This is a genomic window from Clostridium sp. TW13, assembly GCF_024345225.1.
Taxonomy (GTDB): domain Bacteria; phylum Bacillota; class Clostridia; order Clostridiales; family Clostridiaceae; genus Inconstantimicrobium; species Inconstantimicrobium mannanitabidum.
In genome coordinates this window covers 1,583,184-1,599,287 of sequence record NZ_BROD01000001.1, presented here as the reverse complement: position 1 = coordinate 1,599,287, position 16,104 = coordinate 1,583,184, and the positions used below count along the sequence as shown (strand labels likewise).

Genomic DNA, 16,104 nt, shown 5'->3' with positions numbered 1-16,104 from the left:
AAATACTATGTATGGGATTGGAGGTATCACATGTATAGTATTATTTTTTTATCACTATGTATAATTATTTTAATTATCTTCTTATTAAAACAACTCAATTTATCAAGAAATTTGTTGGCTACTATTTTACTATCATTAGTCTTTCTATACTTTGTAGTGAAACCTGAAGTATGTATTCAATATTCTTTAGCTGGAGCAAAACTTTTCATTACAGCAATATTCCCAACAATTTTTCCTTTTATGGTTATTTGCAATATTCTAATTGCCTATGATGGTATAAACATATATTCAAAAATAGTTGGTCCAATTCTTTGCAAACCTCTGGGTCTTTCTCAAAGCTCTAGCTTTGCTTTGGTTGCTAGTATATTTTGTGGATACCCCATTGGTGCAAAATATAGTTCTGAGCTTTATGAAAAGGGGTATATTAACAAAGATGAGTTTCAAAGACTTATAAATATCGCAACAAATTCTGGACCTATATTCACTATAGGTGCTGTTGGACTTAGTATGTTAGGAAATAAACTTTGGGGATTCATAATATTAGGATGCAATTTTTTATCCGCTTTTATCATAGGACTTCTTACAAAAAAGAAAAATTCCTGTAGTGTTAACTCACCTAAAAATATCGAAGAATCCAAGAATATTGGATTAATATTAAAAGAATCCATAATGGATGGAATTAATGGAGTGCTAATGGTTGGAGGTTATGTAATAATATTTTCAATATTAATTAATATCATAAAAAATAACGTTATTACAAATTATATTTTATTAAAATTACAAAATCCAATTCCTGCAATTCATAATATTTATGGTGTTACTATAGGAATGCTAGACCTTACAAACGGTTGTAACCTTATATCATTATTCAGCATGAATATTAAATATAAGTTATGTATACTAAGCTTTTTATGTGCTTTTGGAAGTATATCAGTAATAGCTCAAGTCAACGCATTTTTATATAAGTACAATTTAAACATAAAAAAATATGTTATTTTAAAACTATTACAGGGAGCCATAGCTTCCGTACTTAGTCTAATAACATATTCTTTCATTCCAACTACAGTAACTACTTTCGCTAATTCTTCGCCAACACTACCGCTGTATTTAGGGCTAGAACTTTTGATATCATTACTATTAGTATTATGTGTTTTAGTATATAAACTATTTCATATCTCTTAATTCTTTTATATTTTTTCTTATTGATCCAGAGGTTTTGCTCATATCATCAGAAAATTGTGTAGCAAAACCTTCTACATCAATTTTAATCTTATTTAAAATTGCACCTGTAGTTTGATTTATTTCATTTTCCAGTTGAGATAACACTTCATCAGCATAATCTCTAGCCCCTAATCTCATTTCCTTAGCTTCTCTTTGAGCTTGAGTTATTATATCCTGTGCTTTTAGTTGTGCTTCCTTAACAATATCGTGATTTTCCACCTGCTTCTTCATCAAAGACAAAGTTTCTGCTTTTATAGTCTCATGCTCTTTTTTGGCTTCTGATAATATTCTATCCTTTTCACCCATAACCCATTGAGCTTTCTTAAATTCATCTGGTAGATAATTTATTATTTGCTCAATTACTTCTAAAATCTCTTTTTTATCTAAAATAACTTTACCTGTTATGGGAACCTTTGAAGAATTTTCTATTAAATCTTGAAGATACTCTAACAATTCTACAATGTCCATTCTATCAGATTTATTCATGCTATCTCCTCCCCCTGTAAAAATATAACTTAATTTAATCTTTCATTTTTTTCACTAATGCTGGAATTACTATATCAGGAACTAATCCTTTTATGCAGCCCCCAAATTTAACAACCTGTTTAACGGCTGATGAACTTAAATATGAATATTGTGCATTAGTCATCATAAATAAAGTTTCTATCTCATTATCTAACTTTTTATTCATAAGAGCCATTTGGAACTCATACTCAAAGTCAGACATAGCTCTAAGTCCTTTTAAGATAACTGTCGCATCTTTTTGTTCCATGAAATCCACTAAAAGACCATCAAAACATTCAACTTCTACATTAGGTAAATGCTTTGTAACCTTTCTTATTAGTTCAACTCGTTCTTCATAATCGAAAAGACCTTTTTTTGCATCGTTAATAAGAACTGCAACTATTAACTTATCAAAAATCTTAGTTCCTCTCTCTATAACATCTAAATGACCATTAGTAATTGGGTCAAAACTTCCTGGGTAAACAGCTATTTTCATTTTAGTCCTCCTCTATCTTGTAAAAACAAACAGTTGTTTGACCATACTTTTTGCTCCTAGTTAGTTTAATCCTGTCTGTACCTTCATAAATTTCTTCTCTGGTATCTATTTTGGTAACTATGATACCATCTTTAACTAACAATTCTTTTTCGTCTATAATTTCAATAGCTTTAGGGATTAAATTCTTCATATAAGGTGGATCTACAAAAATTATATCAAATTTCTTACCTTTTTTCCATACATACTCTAAGGCTGCATATGCATCCATATTTAATGGAAAACAAAAGTCACCAAATTTAAGATTTTCTACATTTTGCTTTAGAATAGGAAATGTAACTGGACTTTTATCCACTAAGTAGCATTCTTTTGCGCCTCTGCTAGCAGCTTCTAAGGCTAAACTTCCAGTGCCAGAAAAAACGTCAATAACTGTAGCTCCTGGGACATAAGTTTGTATTATGTTAAACATAGCTTCCTTCACTCTATCTAATGTAGGTCTTGTTTCATATGTTGCTGGAGATAATATTTTCTTTCCCCTAGCTTTTCCTGAAATAATTCTCATTTATTCGTCCTCCTAAGTAAAACTCAAATCGAGTATATGATATTTTAATTAAAGCAAATAAACTTGCTGCTTTTTACTAAACTTTTCTCTATAGAAACACATAATTCTTTAATCTTTCCATCTTCACTATTGATTAATAGTTTAGCTTCATTATAGGCACATTTTAGCATATTAATATCCTCAACAAAATCTGCTAATAATAGTCCGCTATCACCGCTTTGTCTAAAACCAAACATCTCACCAGTTCCTCTTAGCTTAAAATCTTGTTCAGAAATATAAAATCCATCTGTGCTTTCAGTCATAATATTCATACGTTTTTCTGTTACTTTTGATTTTATATTAGCAATTAGAATACAGTAGGATTGATATTGTCCTCTTCCAACTCTTCCTCTTAATTGGTGAAGTTGAGCCAAACCAAATCTTTCTGCATTCTCAATAACCATGCATGACGCATTAGGAACATTGACACCAACCTCTATAACTGTAGTTGAAATAAGAACCTGTGTTTCATTATTTTTAAATCTATCAATAATATCATTTTTTTCTTTTGCCTTCAATTTTCCATGCATCATCTCAACTTTATAGCCTTTAAATATGCTAGTTGATAACTCTTCATATAAACTTTCAACTGAGTTAAGTTTATTTTCCTCTAAATCTTCAATTAACGGACAAACAATATAAGCCTGCCTGCCTTTTTCTATCTCTTCTAGTACAAAATCATAAGCTGCATTTCTGTTGGATTCTCTAAACAATTCAGTTTTAATAGCCTTTCTTCCTGGTGGCAATTGATCAATAATTGATACATCTAAATCAGAATAAAGATATAAAGCAAGAGTTCTTGGTATTGGAGTTGCCGTCATTACTAGCACATCCGCTTTATCTGTACTATTAGTAAGTTTACTTCTTTGCTCAACTCCAAACCTATGTTGCTCATCTGTAATTGCTAAGCCTAACCTACTAAACTCTACATCTTTTTGTATAAGAGCATGAGTTCCTACAGCAATTAAAGGATTTCCTGTTGCTATTTTTTCTTTAATTCTAACTTTTTCCTTAGCCGAAGTACTTCCTGTTAGTAATTCTACATCAATATCAAAATCCTTTAATACATTTTTTATCTCTACATAATGCTGCTTTGCCAAAATTTCTGTAGGAGCCATCATTGCAACTTGATAACCATTTTTGTAGGCATTAAACATTGCAATTATAGCTACAATAGTTTTTCCACTACCAACATCTCCTTGAACCAATCTATTCATAGGAGTTTTTTTCTTGGCATCCAATAGAATTTCTCTCACAACTTTATTTTGTGCTTCAGTAAGCTCAAAGGGTAATTTTTCCTTTAATATAGAAAGTTCGCTAGAAATACTGTATTGAATCCCATTTCCATTTGTCTTTAACCTTTTCTTTAACAATAGCAGTTTCATAGAATAATTAAATAATTCCTGAAACTTCAACCGAGTAATAGCTGCTTGTAGTAAATCATTGCTACTAGGAAAATGTATTTCTCTCACTGCTTGCTCTAGACTGCACAAATTATATTTTTTAATAATATTATCTGGCATGTTATCAATAATTTTAACATTTTCTATTGCATAACTTAAAATCTTATACAAAGACTTATTAGTAAGATCACCCTTAAGCGGATAAATCGGTATTATCTCCTTTTCCACTGATTCATTACAAGTTACTTGAGGACTTATTACCTCAAATTTACTCCCCTTTAATTTAAACTTTCCCATAAGGTTATAAACATTACCCAAAACAAAGTTTTTAATAATATAGGGGGTATTAAACCAAATGGCAGTAATATTATGATTTGCATATGTAAAATCAACTTCAGTCATAATCTTGCCCGTTCTAGTTCTGAAAGACTTATTTATTCTAACTACTTTACAGCTTAAAATTATTTTTTCTTCTTCATTAATTTCTGATACATCTATATTTCCACTAATATATTGATAATCCCTAGGAAAATATAGCAACATATCTAGAACATTATATATGCCACACTTATTCAACTTTTCTTCAAACTTTGGGCCAACACCTTTTATAAATTTAATATCATCATATAGATTCATTGATTTTGCTCCATTTTTGTTTAATAGAATAAAAAAGCGACTAGGTCGCTTTTCTTACTCAACTGATAATATGAAATAATACAACGGTTGCTTACCTGAATAACATTGAACATCTAAATCTTCATATTTATCTTCAAGTTCAGATACAAAGTCATTTACTTCATCTTCATTACAATCTTCTCCATAGAAGATTGTAATAAGTTCACTATCTTCAGTCACCATATTTTCTACAAGCTTTCTTGTAACTTCAAACTTATCGTTTCCAACTTCTTTTATCTTGCTTTCTTCCAACCCCAGTATGTTTCCTTCTTTGATTTCAATTCCATCCATTTCAGTATCTCTAACTGCATAAGTAACTGAGGCACTCTTCACAGATTCTATTGCATTATTTAATATTTCAATATTTTCTTCAACTTCTGCTTTAGGATCAAACATTGTAACACATGTAATACCTTGTGGAATTGTTTTAGTAGGAATCACATGCACATTCCTTTCAGATACATCAGCTGCCAAATTAGCTGCCATAATAATATTTTTATTATTTGGAAGTACAAATACATGTTCAGCATTTAATTTATCAATACAGTTAACTATATCTTCTGTACTTGGATTCATAGTTTGGCCGCCTTCTATAACATAGTCCACACCTAAATCAGAGAATATATCTCTTATACCTTCACCCATAGCTACTGATATAAAAGCATACTTTTTCTTTTCAGTCTCTACTGTATCAACTGAAATAGAAGCTTCTTGTTGTCCCTGTTCTTGTTCAGTTAACATATTTCTATGTTCTTCTCTCATATTATCAATCTTAAGCTTTGATAATTCTCCTAGCTTTATCGCCTTAGATAGAACTGCTCCTGGATCATTTGTATGAATATGAACCTTTATTACATCTTCATATCCAACTACCACCATAGAATCCCCTAAATGTTCTATGCTGTTTTTAAAATTATTTGCCTTGTTTGCATCTCCCAAAATAATAAATTCAGTACAATATCCAAATTTAATTTCATGACTAGCTAAATTATTGGCTGCAGAGCTGTTTACTGCAGAAGCACCTTCTCCTTTAGGCGCAAAGTTTTGAATTGATGCTTCAATTCCATCTCTTAAAACTTCATACATTCCTTGAAGAATAATAAGAAGCCCTGTTCCACCTGAATCCACTACTTTTGCTTGTTTCAAAGCAGGTAACATGTCTGGTGTTTTGTCCAACATGATTTTACTTTCTCTAGCTACAACTTGCATTAATTCTGTTATATCTATTCTTGAATTACTTTCAACAGCCTTTTCTGCTGCTTCAGCTGCTGCTCTTATAATCGTTAAAATAGTTCCTTCTGTAGGTCTCATTACTGCCTTGTATGCGGAATTACAACCCTCTCTTAAAGCTAAAGCTAACTCTTTAGCATCTACTTCAACTTTTCCTTCAAATCCTTTGGAAATTCCTCTAAAAATTTGAGAAAGAATGACTCCTGAGTTACCTCTCGCTCCCATTAAAGCACCTTTAGCTAATTTTTTAGATACTTCTCCAATTGATTCACTATTCATTTTTTCTATTTCTTTTACAGCAGCTTTAAAAGTCATTGACATATTTGTGCCTGTGTCTCCATCTGGTACTGGAAAGACATTTAATGCATTAACAAAATCACTTTGCTCCTCAAGTTTATTGCTTCCATGGATAACCATATTGTAGAAATTTATGCCATTAATTTTAGTACACTTCATTTTTTTACCTCCTAAACCCTTACAGCTTGCACGTTAACAGTAATAGAAGATACCTTTAACCCTGTATAGTTCTCAACATTATATCTTACTTTTTGAATAATATTACTTGCAATTACAGAAACCTTTGTTCCATATTCAATCATAACAAATAAATCTATTATTAACTTATTTTCTTTAATTGATATCTTAACACCTTTGCTTAAGTTTTCAACTTTAATTAGTTCCCATAGACCCTCTGTTGCATTTTTTGAAACCATTCCTACTACACCATAGCACTCCATTGTTGAAAGTCCAACAATCTTGCCTAATACTTCTTCTGAGTAAGTAATTTGACCATGTTCATTTTCAAATCCAACCATTTCGGATTCCTCCTTGATTTATCTATATAGTATATTCTATATTATTAATCCTTTTTATTCAAGCTATATAGCAGAAGATGTTCTCTTTTAAAGAACAAATTACTATGCTAAACATCTATAGCCAGATATTATTTTAACTCACAGTAACGAAAATGTAAATAATTATAATCTAATTTTGTCAATACTTGTATCACAATCTTAGCAAATTAATACTTTGATGCTATTTATTAATATATTACTATTTAATCTTCATATTTTACTTGCAAATCCATTAGACTTTGTGATAAAATGTTATTTGTCCTATTGAAGAGTATAGCACTCAGACAAGGAGGTGTTTTTAATGTCAAGAAAGTGTGAAGTATGCGGTAAAGGCGTTGTTTCAGGTGTTCAATTCAGCCACTCTCATCGTCAATCAAAGAGAAAGTGGGCACCAAACATAAAGAGAATTAAGGCAGTAGTTAACGGTACACCAAAAACTGTTCATGTTTGTACAAGATGCTTACGTTCAGGTAAGGTACAAAGAGCTGTATAATTAAAAATGCAGGATTTACACCTGCATTTTTTTATTTTTACATACTTTCCACCAATACATCTATTCCTATTTTCCTCATCTTACAAGAGTATGTAGTGTTTATTTACTCTTCCTTATAAATAGTCTTAATATATTGGATAAAAATTTAGGCAATTTTATAGCCACTATTCTCAAAGTTATTCCCCCTTCTTACTATATATTATACTAATAATATATTCTTAAAGGTCACTATAAAATTACTATAAAATCATTATTTAAATGCTATTTTAACTACATAAATAAAAAATAAAGTCATTATTATAGCAACCTTCACATTATTTTATGCGAGCTTTACTATAATAATGACCTTTAAATTAATCTTTTGAATAAAAAACCAGCATTGTACCTGAATCAAAGGTAAGTTCTACAGGCTCATCTAAAAACTCATTAGAGATTGTCCTACCATCACCCATCTTTAAATCATAATTAAACAACTCATACTTAGCTCTCTTAATACAAAGATTTCTTACATCATCACTAAAAGCTAATAATGAAAAATATGTACCGCATTCACCAAATATCGTAGTACTCTTATTAATTGCAAAAATTTCATTATTATTATCTATTATTTTGCAATCAATCTTATTCTCTAAAGCCAACTTTAATAATCCTATATTTCCAAAACAATGGTCTAGTCTTGTACCAGTAAATCCAAGTAATGCTATCTCAGATGCTCCTAACTCAATAGCCTTATTTAGAGCTAAACAGCTATCAGTATAATCTTTTTCTGGCATAAATCTAATTGTGTCTATTTTTTTAAACGTATTTAGAACATCTAAATCTATAGAATCAAAATCTCCCATCATTAAATTAGGATTTATATTATATTTGTAAAAAACCTCAGCACCTCTATCTGCAGCGATTAATAGCTCAGCATCATTAATCTGATTTTTAAACTGTTCTTCCTTTGGCTCAGTTCCTCCTGCAACAATTACACATTTCATAAATCATAATGCCTTTCTTAAGTTATCTATATTTTCCTCTATTTTATCATCTTTGAATACAGCAGATCCTGCTACAAGAACATTGGCACCGCATTCTACTAAACTCTTAATATTAGTTGGATCAACTCCTCCATCTACTTCGATTAGTAAATCCTTGCCTATATTTTTAGCCATTAAAGATACTTCTTTAATTTTATCTTTGCTATACTCTATGAATTTTTGTCCTCCAAATCCAGGATTTACAGACATTATAAGTACCATGTCTAACTGAGGAATCAAATCCTTTATAACGCAAGTAGGTGTGCCAGGATTTAAAGCTATTCCAACTTTACAACCTTTGCTCTTAATGTAGTTTATGGTTCTATCTATATGTTTATCTGCTTCATAATGTATTGTAATCATATCTGCACCACATGCTATAAACTCATCAATATATTTTGAAGGTTGTTCAATCATTAAATGTACATCAAAAACCTTCTTAGTTATTTCTCTTATTGACTTTATTACAGGAAACCCTAAAGAAATATTTGGCACAAAATTTCCATCCATTACATCAATGTGAATAAATTCTGCTCCAGACTTATCCAATCTTGAAACCTGTTCTCCTAATCTTTTAAAATCAGCTGCTAAAATTGACGGTGATAATATTACCATTTTGCATTCCTCCCATTCAGTAATTCTTCAAATGTTCTTATATAAAAATCATATCTACTTTTATTTATTTTTCCCTCTTCAACTGCTTTTTTCACAGCACAATTTGGTTCCTTATAATGATTACATCCTCTAAATTTGCATTTATCATAATACTCTTCAAACTCTGGAAAAGCAAATTTAAGTTGATCTTTATCAATAAAGTCCATGGTTAAAGTAGAGAAGCCTGGTGTATCTACTAAAAAACCTTCATTGATTTCAATAAGTTCACTATGCCTAGTTGTATGCTTACCTCTCCCAATCTTTTCACTAATTTCACCAGTTTCCATGTGTATACTTTCTGATAATGCATTTATTAATGTTGATTTTCCTGCTCCTGAAGGACCACATAACACAGTAACATTTCCTGCTAACCCTTCCTTAAGACTTTCTAGCATAATATGTTTTTTTGCATTAATAAAGCATACATCATAACCAATAGAATTTATTTTTTCCTTTATTTCTGTCTTTTCTTCTTCAGAACATAAATCAACTTTGTTTAAACACACCTTTGCATGAATATGATTGTATTCACATAAAACTAGAAACCTATTAAGTAAATCAAAATTAATATCAGGATTTTTTATAGCAAAAACCACATAAGCCTGAGTTACATTAGCAACAGTAGGTCGAATTAATTCTGAACTTCTTTCATGAATCTTCACGATATATCCTTTATTAGATTTATCTATTTCTATAGTAACTTTGTCACCTACCATTGGTTTTAAAGAATCATATCTAAATTTACCTCTTGCCTTGCATTCAATTATGCCTTGCTCTGTCTTTACATAATAGAATCCACCTATACCTTTTAATATAATACCTTCCATAGAACCTCCAATTTATTTAATCTCTACATTTATATTAACCAAACCTAGTATGAAAATTCAAGTTTTTTCGTAAAAATAATGTTCTTATTTTTCTACTTATTAATATTTTCGAAAAATAAGAACATATTATCTTTAAAAATTAAATTTATTCATTGACCAATCCCTAATCTAATATATCATGGCTTTGGAGGTGTTGTTGCTGGCTTTGGATCAGGTGTTGGAGGTGTTGTTGCTGGCTTTGGATCAGGTGTTGGTTCTACGTACTTATAATAATGTATCTCAACAGTTTCACCTTGTTTTACTTGACTACCAGCTGGTTGACTTTGAGAGTATACAATACCATCTTTACTCTTATCAGAAGTTGTATCACCTTGAAGCAAATTAACTTGGAATTTAGCATCATTCAATGCTTTAACTGCATCATCTTTCTTCATACCAGATACATTTGGTACCTTTGATACAAGAATTTCTTCACCTTTGCTAACAACTATGTTAATTTTTTCACCTTTTTTTACATCTTCGCCTTCATTCTTTGATTGTCTTATAACCTTATCCTTGTCATCAGCACTAGAAAATTCTCTTGATATTTGACCTACATCAAGACCTGCATCCCTTAAAGCTTGAATTGCACTGCTTTCATATTTTCCAACTAATGAAGGTACCTTTACTGTTTCTACTCCTGAACTTACAAATACTCTAATACTGTCGCCCTTCTTTACATCAGTACCCTCTGCTGGATAAACCTTGGTTACAGAACCTTGTGGAACTGTTTCACTAGATTCATTACCAGCCTCCATATACACTAGACCAGCATCTTCTATAGCTTTTTTAACATCATCTTTATTTTTTCCAACAAGACCTGTTGGGACTTTAATCTGTTGAGTTGTTGCTTGCTGCTGATTCATAACATTTGCAAACACTAGAGCCCCCCCTGCTGCTAATCCAATAAGTGCAATGATAATAATTCCGTAAATTATAAAATTCTTCTTTTTTCTTTTTTTCTTTTTTGCTGGATCTTCATCTTCCTCTTCATCATAGTCATCATCATAATCTTCATCTTCATCATCTTCTTCCACTTTCTTTTTCGGAGTAGTAGCAGAAGTATTTAATGGTACATTTACTGGTTGCATTATTCTAGTAAAGTCATTTTCATTTTCTACAACATTTAAAACCACGTTAGGATCATTAAGAATTTTTTCAAGATCTACAATCATTTCTTTTGCTGATTGATATCTTTTTACAGGTTCCTTACCCATTGCCTTTAATATAAACTCATTTAAACCTAAAGGAATTGCTGGATTTATATTCTTAGGTGGTACCACCTCTTCTTGAAGATGCTTTACCGCAATGCTCACTGGACTATCACCATCAAATGGAACTCTACCTGTAACCATCTCATACATAACAACCCCTAGTGAATATAGGTCAGTTCTACAATCAACATAAGATCCCTTAGCTTGTTCTGGTGAAAAATAATGAGCTGATCCCATAACGCTAGTTGTAAAGGAAATTGTTGCTGCATCTACAGATTTCGCTATACCAAAATCAGTAACTTTAACTATACCTTCTGGTGTTACCATTATGTTTTGAGGCTTTATATCACGATGAATTACATTGTTTCTATGAGCACAATCTAACGCATTAGCTACTTTAATACCAATATTAATAGCTGCTTGATATGACATTTTGCCATTTTCATTTATAATTTGCTTTAAAGTTTTCCCGTTTATATACTCCATAACAATATAATTCACATCATCTTGGGTTCCTACATCTAAAATATTCACTATGTTGGCATTAATCAAGTTAGCAATAGCTGTTGCTTCACGTTTGAACTTTTCAACTATCTCTTGGTTGCTATTGAATGCTTCCTTCAATATTTTGATTGCAACAAACCTGTTAAGCTTATGACATTTTGCCTTATATACATAAGACATGCCACCTTCTCCTATTTTCTCAATTATCTCATATCTGTCTCCAAGGATTTTACCTATCATACTATATCTCTCCTCCGAAAATCAATACTGTTATGTTATCTCTACCGCCTCTTTGCTTAGCAGAAAAAATAAGATTTTCTGCTGCTTCTTGGTAAGATGAAGAAGTTTTAGTTGTTTCTAAAATTTCTTCAATGCTAAGTTCATTTGTAAGTCCATCACTGCATAAAACTAAACTCTCAAACTCCATCCTATTTATTGTAAATATATCAACATTAACTGTACTACTAGTTCCAATAGCCCTAGTTATTACATTTTTATGAGGATGATTTTTAGCTTCTTTTTCAGTAATTGAACCACAATCTACAAGTTCTTGTACTAAAGAGTGATCTTTTGTAATTTTCTTAATTGTATTGTCTTTGATTCCCAAACAACAACTATCTCCTACATTGGCTACTTGAATTAAGTTTCCTGAAACAAAGCAAGCTGTAATTGTAGTTCCCATGCCATTTAAAGCCTCTTGTTTGAGAGAATCAACGTATATATTATAATTTGCATCTTCTATAGCAGATTTTAATAGTTCTTCTGCCTTCATATGTGTGTAATTCTTTTTAATATAATCTATTACATCATCTACTACTGATCTACTTGCTATCTCTCCAGCGTTATGTCCGCCCATTCCATCTGCTACAATAAATATTTCAAATTTATCATCAATAAAATAATTTGCATAGTCTTCATTTAATTTTCTAACATTTCCAACATCAGTACAAATTCCGACCATATTGCACCCCTCTCACTACTGTTTTTCTATATAATTCCTTCTTAATTGTCCACAAGCAGCATTTATATCTGAGCCCATTTCACGTCTAACAGTAACCTCTACACCATAATTTTGCAATGTTTTTTCAAAATTATCAATACTTTTTTTCAATGATTTTTTAAATTCATTTTCTTTTATTTCATTTACTGGTATCAAGTTAACATGACAAAGCATGCCTTTTAGTAATTCTCCTAATTCTTTTGCATCCTCTAAGCTATCATTAACATCTTTTACAAGAGAGTACTCAAACGTAATTCGTCTATTTGTTTTTCTAATATAATCATGACACGCCTCTAAAATTTCTTTTATAGAGTATTGGTTCGCAATTGGCATTATTCCCCTTCTCTTTTCATCTGTGGTTGCATGTAATGAAATAGCTAAAGTTATCTGCATATTTTTTTCTGCCAATTCATATATCTTAGGCACAATACCACAGGTAGATAAGGTTATATGTCTTTGCCCAATGTTCAAGCCTTCATTGCTATTTACTATAGATAAAAACTTCATGACATTTTCATAATTGTCTAAAGGTTCTCCACTTCCCATTAGAACTATGTTAGATATCCTCTCCCCTATAATCTTTTGAGCCATCATAACTTCTGATAATATTTCTCCGGCAGTTAAATCTCTTATTCTTCCTCCAATGGTTGAAGCACAAAACTTACATCCCATTCTGCATCCAACCTGAGTAGAAACACAAATAGAATTGCCATAGTTATATCTCATGATAACACTCTCTATAATATTTCCATCTTCATATCTGAACAGAACTTTTGACGTATTATCTTTTTCAGATTTGTATACCTCTAATACTTCTGGCATCTGTATTATAAAATTATTCTTAAGTTTATCTTTCAAAACACTTGGGATGTTTCTCATTTCATCAAAGTTCCAAACTTCTTTATAAATCCAATCCCAAATTTGTTTTGATCTAAAGGCCCCTTCATTATTTTGTTGCATCCATGCCTTTAATTCATCTAATGTATAATCTAAAATATTATTCATCCTTTCACCTACTTACTTTTTTTATCTTAGCTAAGAAAAATCCATCCATGGCCTCAGTAGGCAATATAGTAACAGTGCCATTTTCATTATAAACTATATTATCAGCTTTACCGAAATACATTTTTTCAATGATTGCATCCTTATGCTGAGATATAAACCAGTTTATATTATCTTCATTTTCATGCTTATTCAATGTACAAGTTGAATAAAACATTATTCCTTCATCCTTTAGGTATTCCCATGAATTCACCATAATTTCTCTTTGTATTTTCGTAAGACTGTGTAAATCCTCTTTCTTTTTTGTCCATTTAATTTCAGGTTTTTTCCTTATGATTCCCAGTCCAGAACAAGGTACATCGATCAATACCCTATCAGCAAATTTAATAAACTCTTTATTTTCTTGCGTTGCATCTTGAATTTTATACTCAACATTTGTAATTCCAAGTCTATCACAATTTTCTTTTATTAAATTTATCTTATGATCATATATATCACAAGCAATTACAGTACCTGTATTATTAAGCAGTTCACTAATATGAGTTGTTTTTCCTCCTGGTGCTGAACATAAATCTAGTACCTTCATTCCTTCTTCTATATCCATGTTAGGTGCAATTAACATAGCACTTTCATCTTGAACTGTAATATAACCGTCCTTAAATAGTGAATTATTTTCTACATTACTACCTTTATTAATTTGAATAGCCTCTGGACATATCACACCTTCAGCTATGTCATACCCATTTTCCTCTAAAGAAGTAAAGACTTCATCATAATCTCCTTTTAGCTCATTTACCCTTACAGTTACATTAGGAGTATTATTAAGGTTATGCATAATTTTTTTAGCTACATCCATTCCATACTGATTAATAAATAAATCCACCATCCAATTAGGGAAAGAATAATTTACAGCCATTGCCTTTCTAGGTTCTAAGCCCTTATAAAAATCTTTATCTTGATTTCTTAGAATATTACGTAATACTCCATTTACAAACTTAGATGAATTGAAGGATACTTCTTTAGCTAATTGAACTGCTTCATTAACAGCTGCATAGCTTGGAACTCTGTCTAAAAACATTATCTGATATACTGTAGCTCTTAATATATTAAGAATTCTTGGCTCTACAAGTTTTACATCTTTAATAAAATTCTTGATAATAAAATCTATCTTGTCTTTATATCTTACAGTTCCATAAACTATTTCAGTTATTAATCCTTTGTCTTTATCATTAACATTGTCTCTGTTAAGTCTTTTTGTCAGCTCAATATTTGAATAGGCTGCATTATAAAATACATTATCCAAAATTTCTACTATTATTTTTCTTGCATTCATGTTTTTTTCTCCATTTGCATCTTACTCTCCAAATTTTTATAGAGAGTTTATTTTAAAATTATTCCTTGTTCTATAGTATGACCATTTAAATATTGTTTAACTTCTAGAGGCTTTCCATTTGGAAATTGTATTTTTTCAACTAACAATAAGTTATCTCCTGTAGCCACATAAAGACCAGTATTATCGACATTTTCTATAGTTCCAGGATTCTTTGTACTTTTGCTACTTAATACCTTAGTCTTATATATTTTCATAACATCCTCTTCAAAGTGAGTATATGCTATTGGCCAAGGGTTTAGACCTCTTACTAAGTTATGAATATCTTTAGCACTCTTATTCCAATCAATTAGTGCCATTTCTTTATTTAATTGAGATGCATACTCACCAACAGCATTCCCCTGCTTTTGTGGGACAATTTCATTTCTATACACCTTTTCTATAGTTTCTACTAAAAGATCTGCTCCTGAATACCTAAGTTCTTCATATAATTCTCCAGAAGTTAATTCTTCACTTACTCCAACCGTATTTTTAAGAAGTATATCACCAGTGTCTATCCCCTCATCTAGCAACATGGTTGTATTACCTGATACATTTTCTCCATTTATAACTGCCCATTGAATTGGTGCTGATCCTCTATATTTAGGCAATAATGATCCATGTAAATTTATGCATCCAAACTTAGGTATATCTAAAACTTCTTTAGTCAATATTTGTCCAAAAGCTACTACTATAATAAAGTCCAAATCTAAACTTTTTAACTTTTCAATAGCTTCTCTATCATTTCTAAGTTTCACTGGCTGCATAATTTCTATTCCATGATTTAATGCAACTTCTTTTACTGCAGAAAAAGCTAACTTCTTCCCTCTTCCCTTTGGTCTGTCAGGTTGAGTAAAAACTAGTTTCACACCATATTTATCTATTATTTTCTCCAATGAAGGAACAGCAAAATCTGGTGTTCCCATAAATGCTATATTCATAAATCTCCTCCTATGTTCCTTTTTATTTTATATAATTCTTAAAAGGACAAAATATTTG

Annotated in this window: 17 protein-coding genes; 2 read left to right on the top strand and 15 right to left on the bottom strand. The window is 30.8% G+C overall.

Annotated elements, in window-relative coordinates:
- Positions 1-30 precede the first annotated feature (30 nt).
- The gene (ylbJ, locus tag OCU47_RS07790; protein WP_261828034.1) at positions 31-1,182 is read left to right on the top strand and encodes a sporulation integral membrane protein YlbJ; all 1,152 of its coding nucleotides are present in this window, start codon (positions 31-33) and stop codon (positions 1,180-1,182) included.
- Here ylbJ and OCU47_RS07785 read toward each other — a convergent pair.
- From OCU47_RS07785 to OCU47_RS07760, 6 genes are read right to left on the bottom strand one after another with little or no spacing between them, the layout of a single operon-like run.
- A complete protein-coding gene (locus OCU47_RS07785) occupies positions 1,165-1,707 on the bottom strand; it encodes an ATPase (protein ID WP_261828033.1) in 543 nt (180 codons plus the stop codon). The genes ylbJ and OCU47_RS07785 overlap by 18 nt on opposite strands.
- 34 nt (positions 1,708-1,741) lie before the next feature.
- On the bottom strand, positions 1,742-2,221 hold the full coding sequence (gene coaD, locus OCU47_RS07780) for a pantetheine-phosphate adenylyltransferase (protein ID WP_261828032.1): 480 nt from the start codon (positions 2,219-2,221) through the stop codon (positions 1,742-1,744).
- A 1-nt stretch (position 2,222) separates the two neighbouring features.
- The gene (gene rsmD, locus OCU47_RS07775) at positions 2,223-2,780 is read right to left on the bottom strand and encodes a 16S rRNA (guanine(966)-N(2))-methyltransferase RsmD (protein WP_261828031.1); all 558 of its coding nucleotides are present in this window, start codon (positions 2,778-2,780) and stop codon (positions 2,223-2,225) included.
- 44 nt (positions 2,781-2,824) lie between these two features.
- Positions 2,825-4,858 (bottom strand): ATP-dependent DNA helicase RecG, encoded by a 2,034-nt coding sequence (gene recG / locus OCU47_RS07770; RefSeq protein WP_261828030.1) that lies wholly within the window; start codon positions 4,856-4,858, stop codon positions 2,825-2,827.
- 54 nt (positions 4,859-4,912) lie between these two features.
- A complete protein-coding gene (locus OCU47_RS07765) occupies positions 4,913-6,583 on the bottom strand; it encodes a DAK2 domain-containing protein (protein WP_261828029.1) in 1,671 nt (556 codons plus the stop codon).
- Positions 6,584-6,594: 11 nt separating this feature from the next.
- Positions 6,595-6,942 carry an Asp23/Gls24 family envelope stress response protein gene (locus OCU47_RS07760; RefSeq protein ID WP_261828028.1) on the bottom strand — a complete coding sequence of 116 codons (348 nt, stop codon included), beginning with the start codon at positions 6,940-6,942 and terminating at the stop codon, positions 6,595-6,597.
- 340 nt (positions 6,943-7,282) lie between these two features.
- Between OCU47_RS07760 and rpmB the strand changes: the two genes are divergently transcribed.
- Positions 7,283-7,474 carry a 50S ribosomal protein L28 gene (gene rpmB, locus OCU47_RS07755; protein WP_261828027.1) on the top strand — a complete coding sequence of 64 codons (192 nt, stop codon included), beginning with the start codon at positions 7,283-7,285 and terminating at the stop codon, positions 7,472-7,474.
- Between the two features lie 99 nt (positions 7,475-7,573).
- Here rpmB and spoVM read toward each other — a convergent pair whose 3' ends face one another.
- From spoVM to fmt, 9 genes are all read right to left on the bottom strand, one after another.
- A complete protein-coding gene (gene spoVM, locus OCU47_RS21820; protein ID WP_376778053.1) occupies positions 7,574-7,648 on the bottom strand; it encodes a stage V sporulation protein SpoVM in 75 nt (24 codons plus the stop codon).
- Positions 7,649-7,827: 179 nt separating this feature from the next.
- Positions 7,828-8,457, bottom strand: a complete 630-nt coding sequence (locus OCU47_RS07750; RefSeq protein WP_261828026.1) for a thiamine diphosphokinase — start codon at positions 8,455-8,457, stop codon at positions 7,828-7,830.
- Between the two features lie 3 nt (positions 8,458-8,460).
- The gene (gene rpe, locus OCU47_RS07745; protein WP_261828025.1) at positions 8,461-9,111 is read right to left on the bottom strand and encodes a ribulose-phosphate 3-epimerase; all 651 of its coding nucleotides are present in this window, start codon (positions 9,109-9,111) and stop codon (positions 8,461-8,463) included.
- Entirely contained in the window at positions 9,105-9,977 is an 873-nt protein-coding gene (gene rsgA, locus OCU47_RS07740) for a ribosome small subunit-dependent GTPase A (protein WP_261828024.1), read from the bottom strand. Before rsgA ends, rpe begins: the two co-directional genes overlap by 7 nt.
- A gap of 176 nt (positions 9,978-10,153) precedes the next feature.
- Positions 10,154-11,974, bottom strand: a complete 1,821-nt coding sequence (pknB, locus tag OCU47_RS07735) for a Stk1 family PASTA domain-containing Ser/Thr kinase (RefSeq protein WP_261828023.1) — start codon at positions 11,972-11,974, stop codon at positions 10,154-10,156.
- A gap of 1 nt (position 11,975) precedes the next feature.
- On the bottom strand, positions 11,976-12,695 hold the full coding sequence (locus tag OCU47_RS07730) for a Stp1/IreP family PP2C-type Ser/Thr phosphatase (RefSeq protein ID WP_261828022.1): 720 nt from the start codon (positions 12,693-12,695) through the stop codon (positions 11,976-11,978).
- A gap of 15 nt (positions 12,696-12,710) precedes the next feature.
- Entirely contained in the window at positions 12,711-13,739 is a 1,029-nt protein-coding gene (rlmN, locus tag OCU47_RS07725; RefSeq protein WP_261828021.1) for a dual-specificity RNA methyltransferase RlmN, read from the bottom strand.
- A 4-nt stretch (positions 13,740-13,743) separates the two neighbouring features.
- On the bottom strand, positions 13,744-15,069 hold the full coding sequence (gene rsmB, locus OCU47_RS07720) for a 16S rRNA (cytosine(967)-C(5))-methyltransferase RsmB (protein WP_261828020.1): 1,326 nt from the start codon (positions 15,067-15,069) through the stop codon (positions 13,744-13,746).
- 47 nt (positions 15,070-15,116) lie between these two features.
- The gene (gene fmt, locus OCU47_RS07715) at positions 15,117-16,046 is read right to left on the bottom strand and encodes a methionyl-tRNA formyltransferase (RefSeq protein WP_261828019.1); all 930 of its coding nucleotides are present in this window, start codon (positions 16,044-16,046) and stop codon (positions 15,117-15,119) included.
- Positions 16,047-16,104 lie beyond the last annotated feature (58 nt).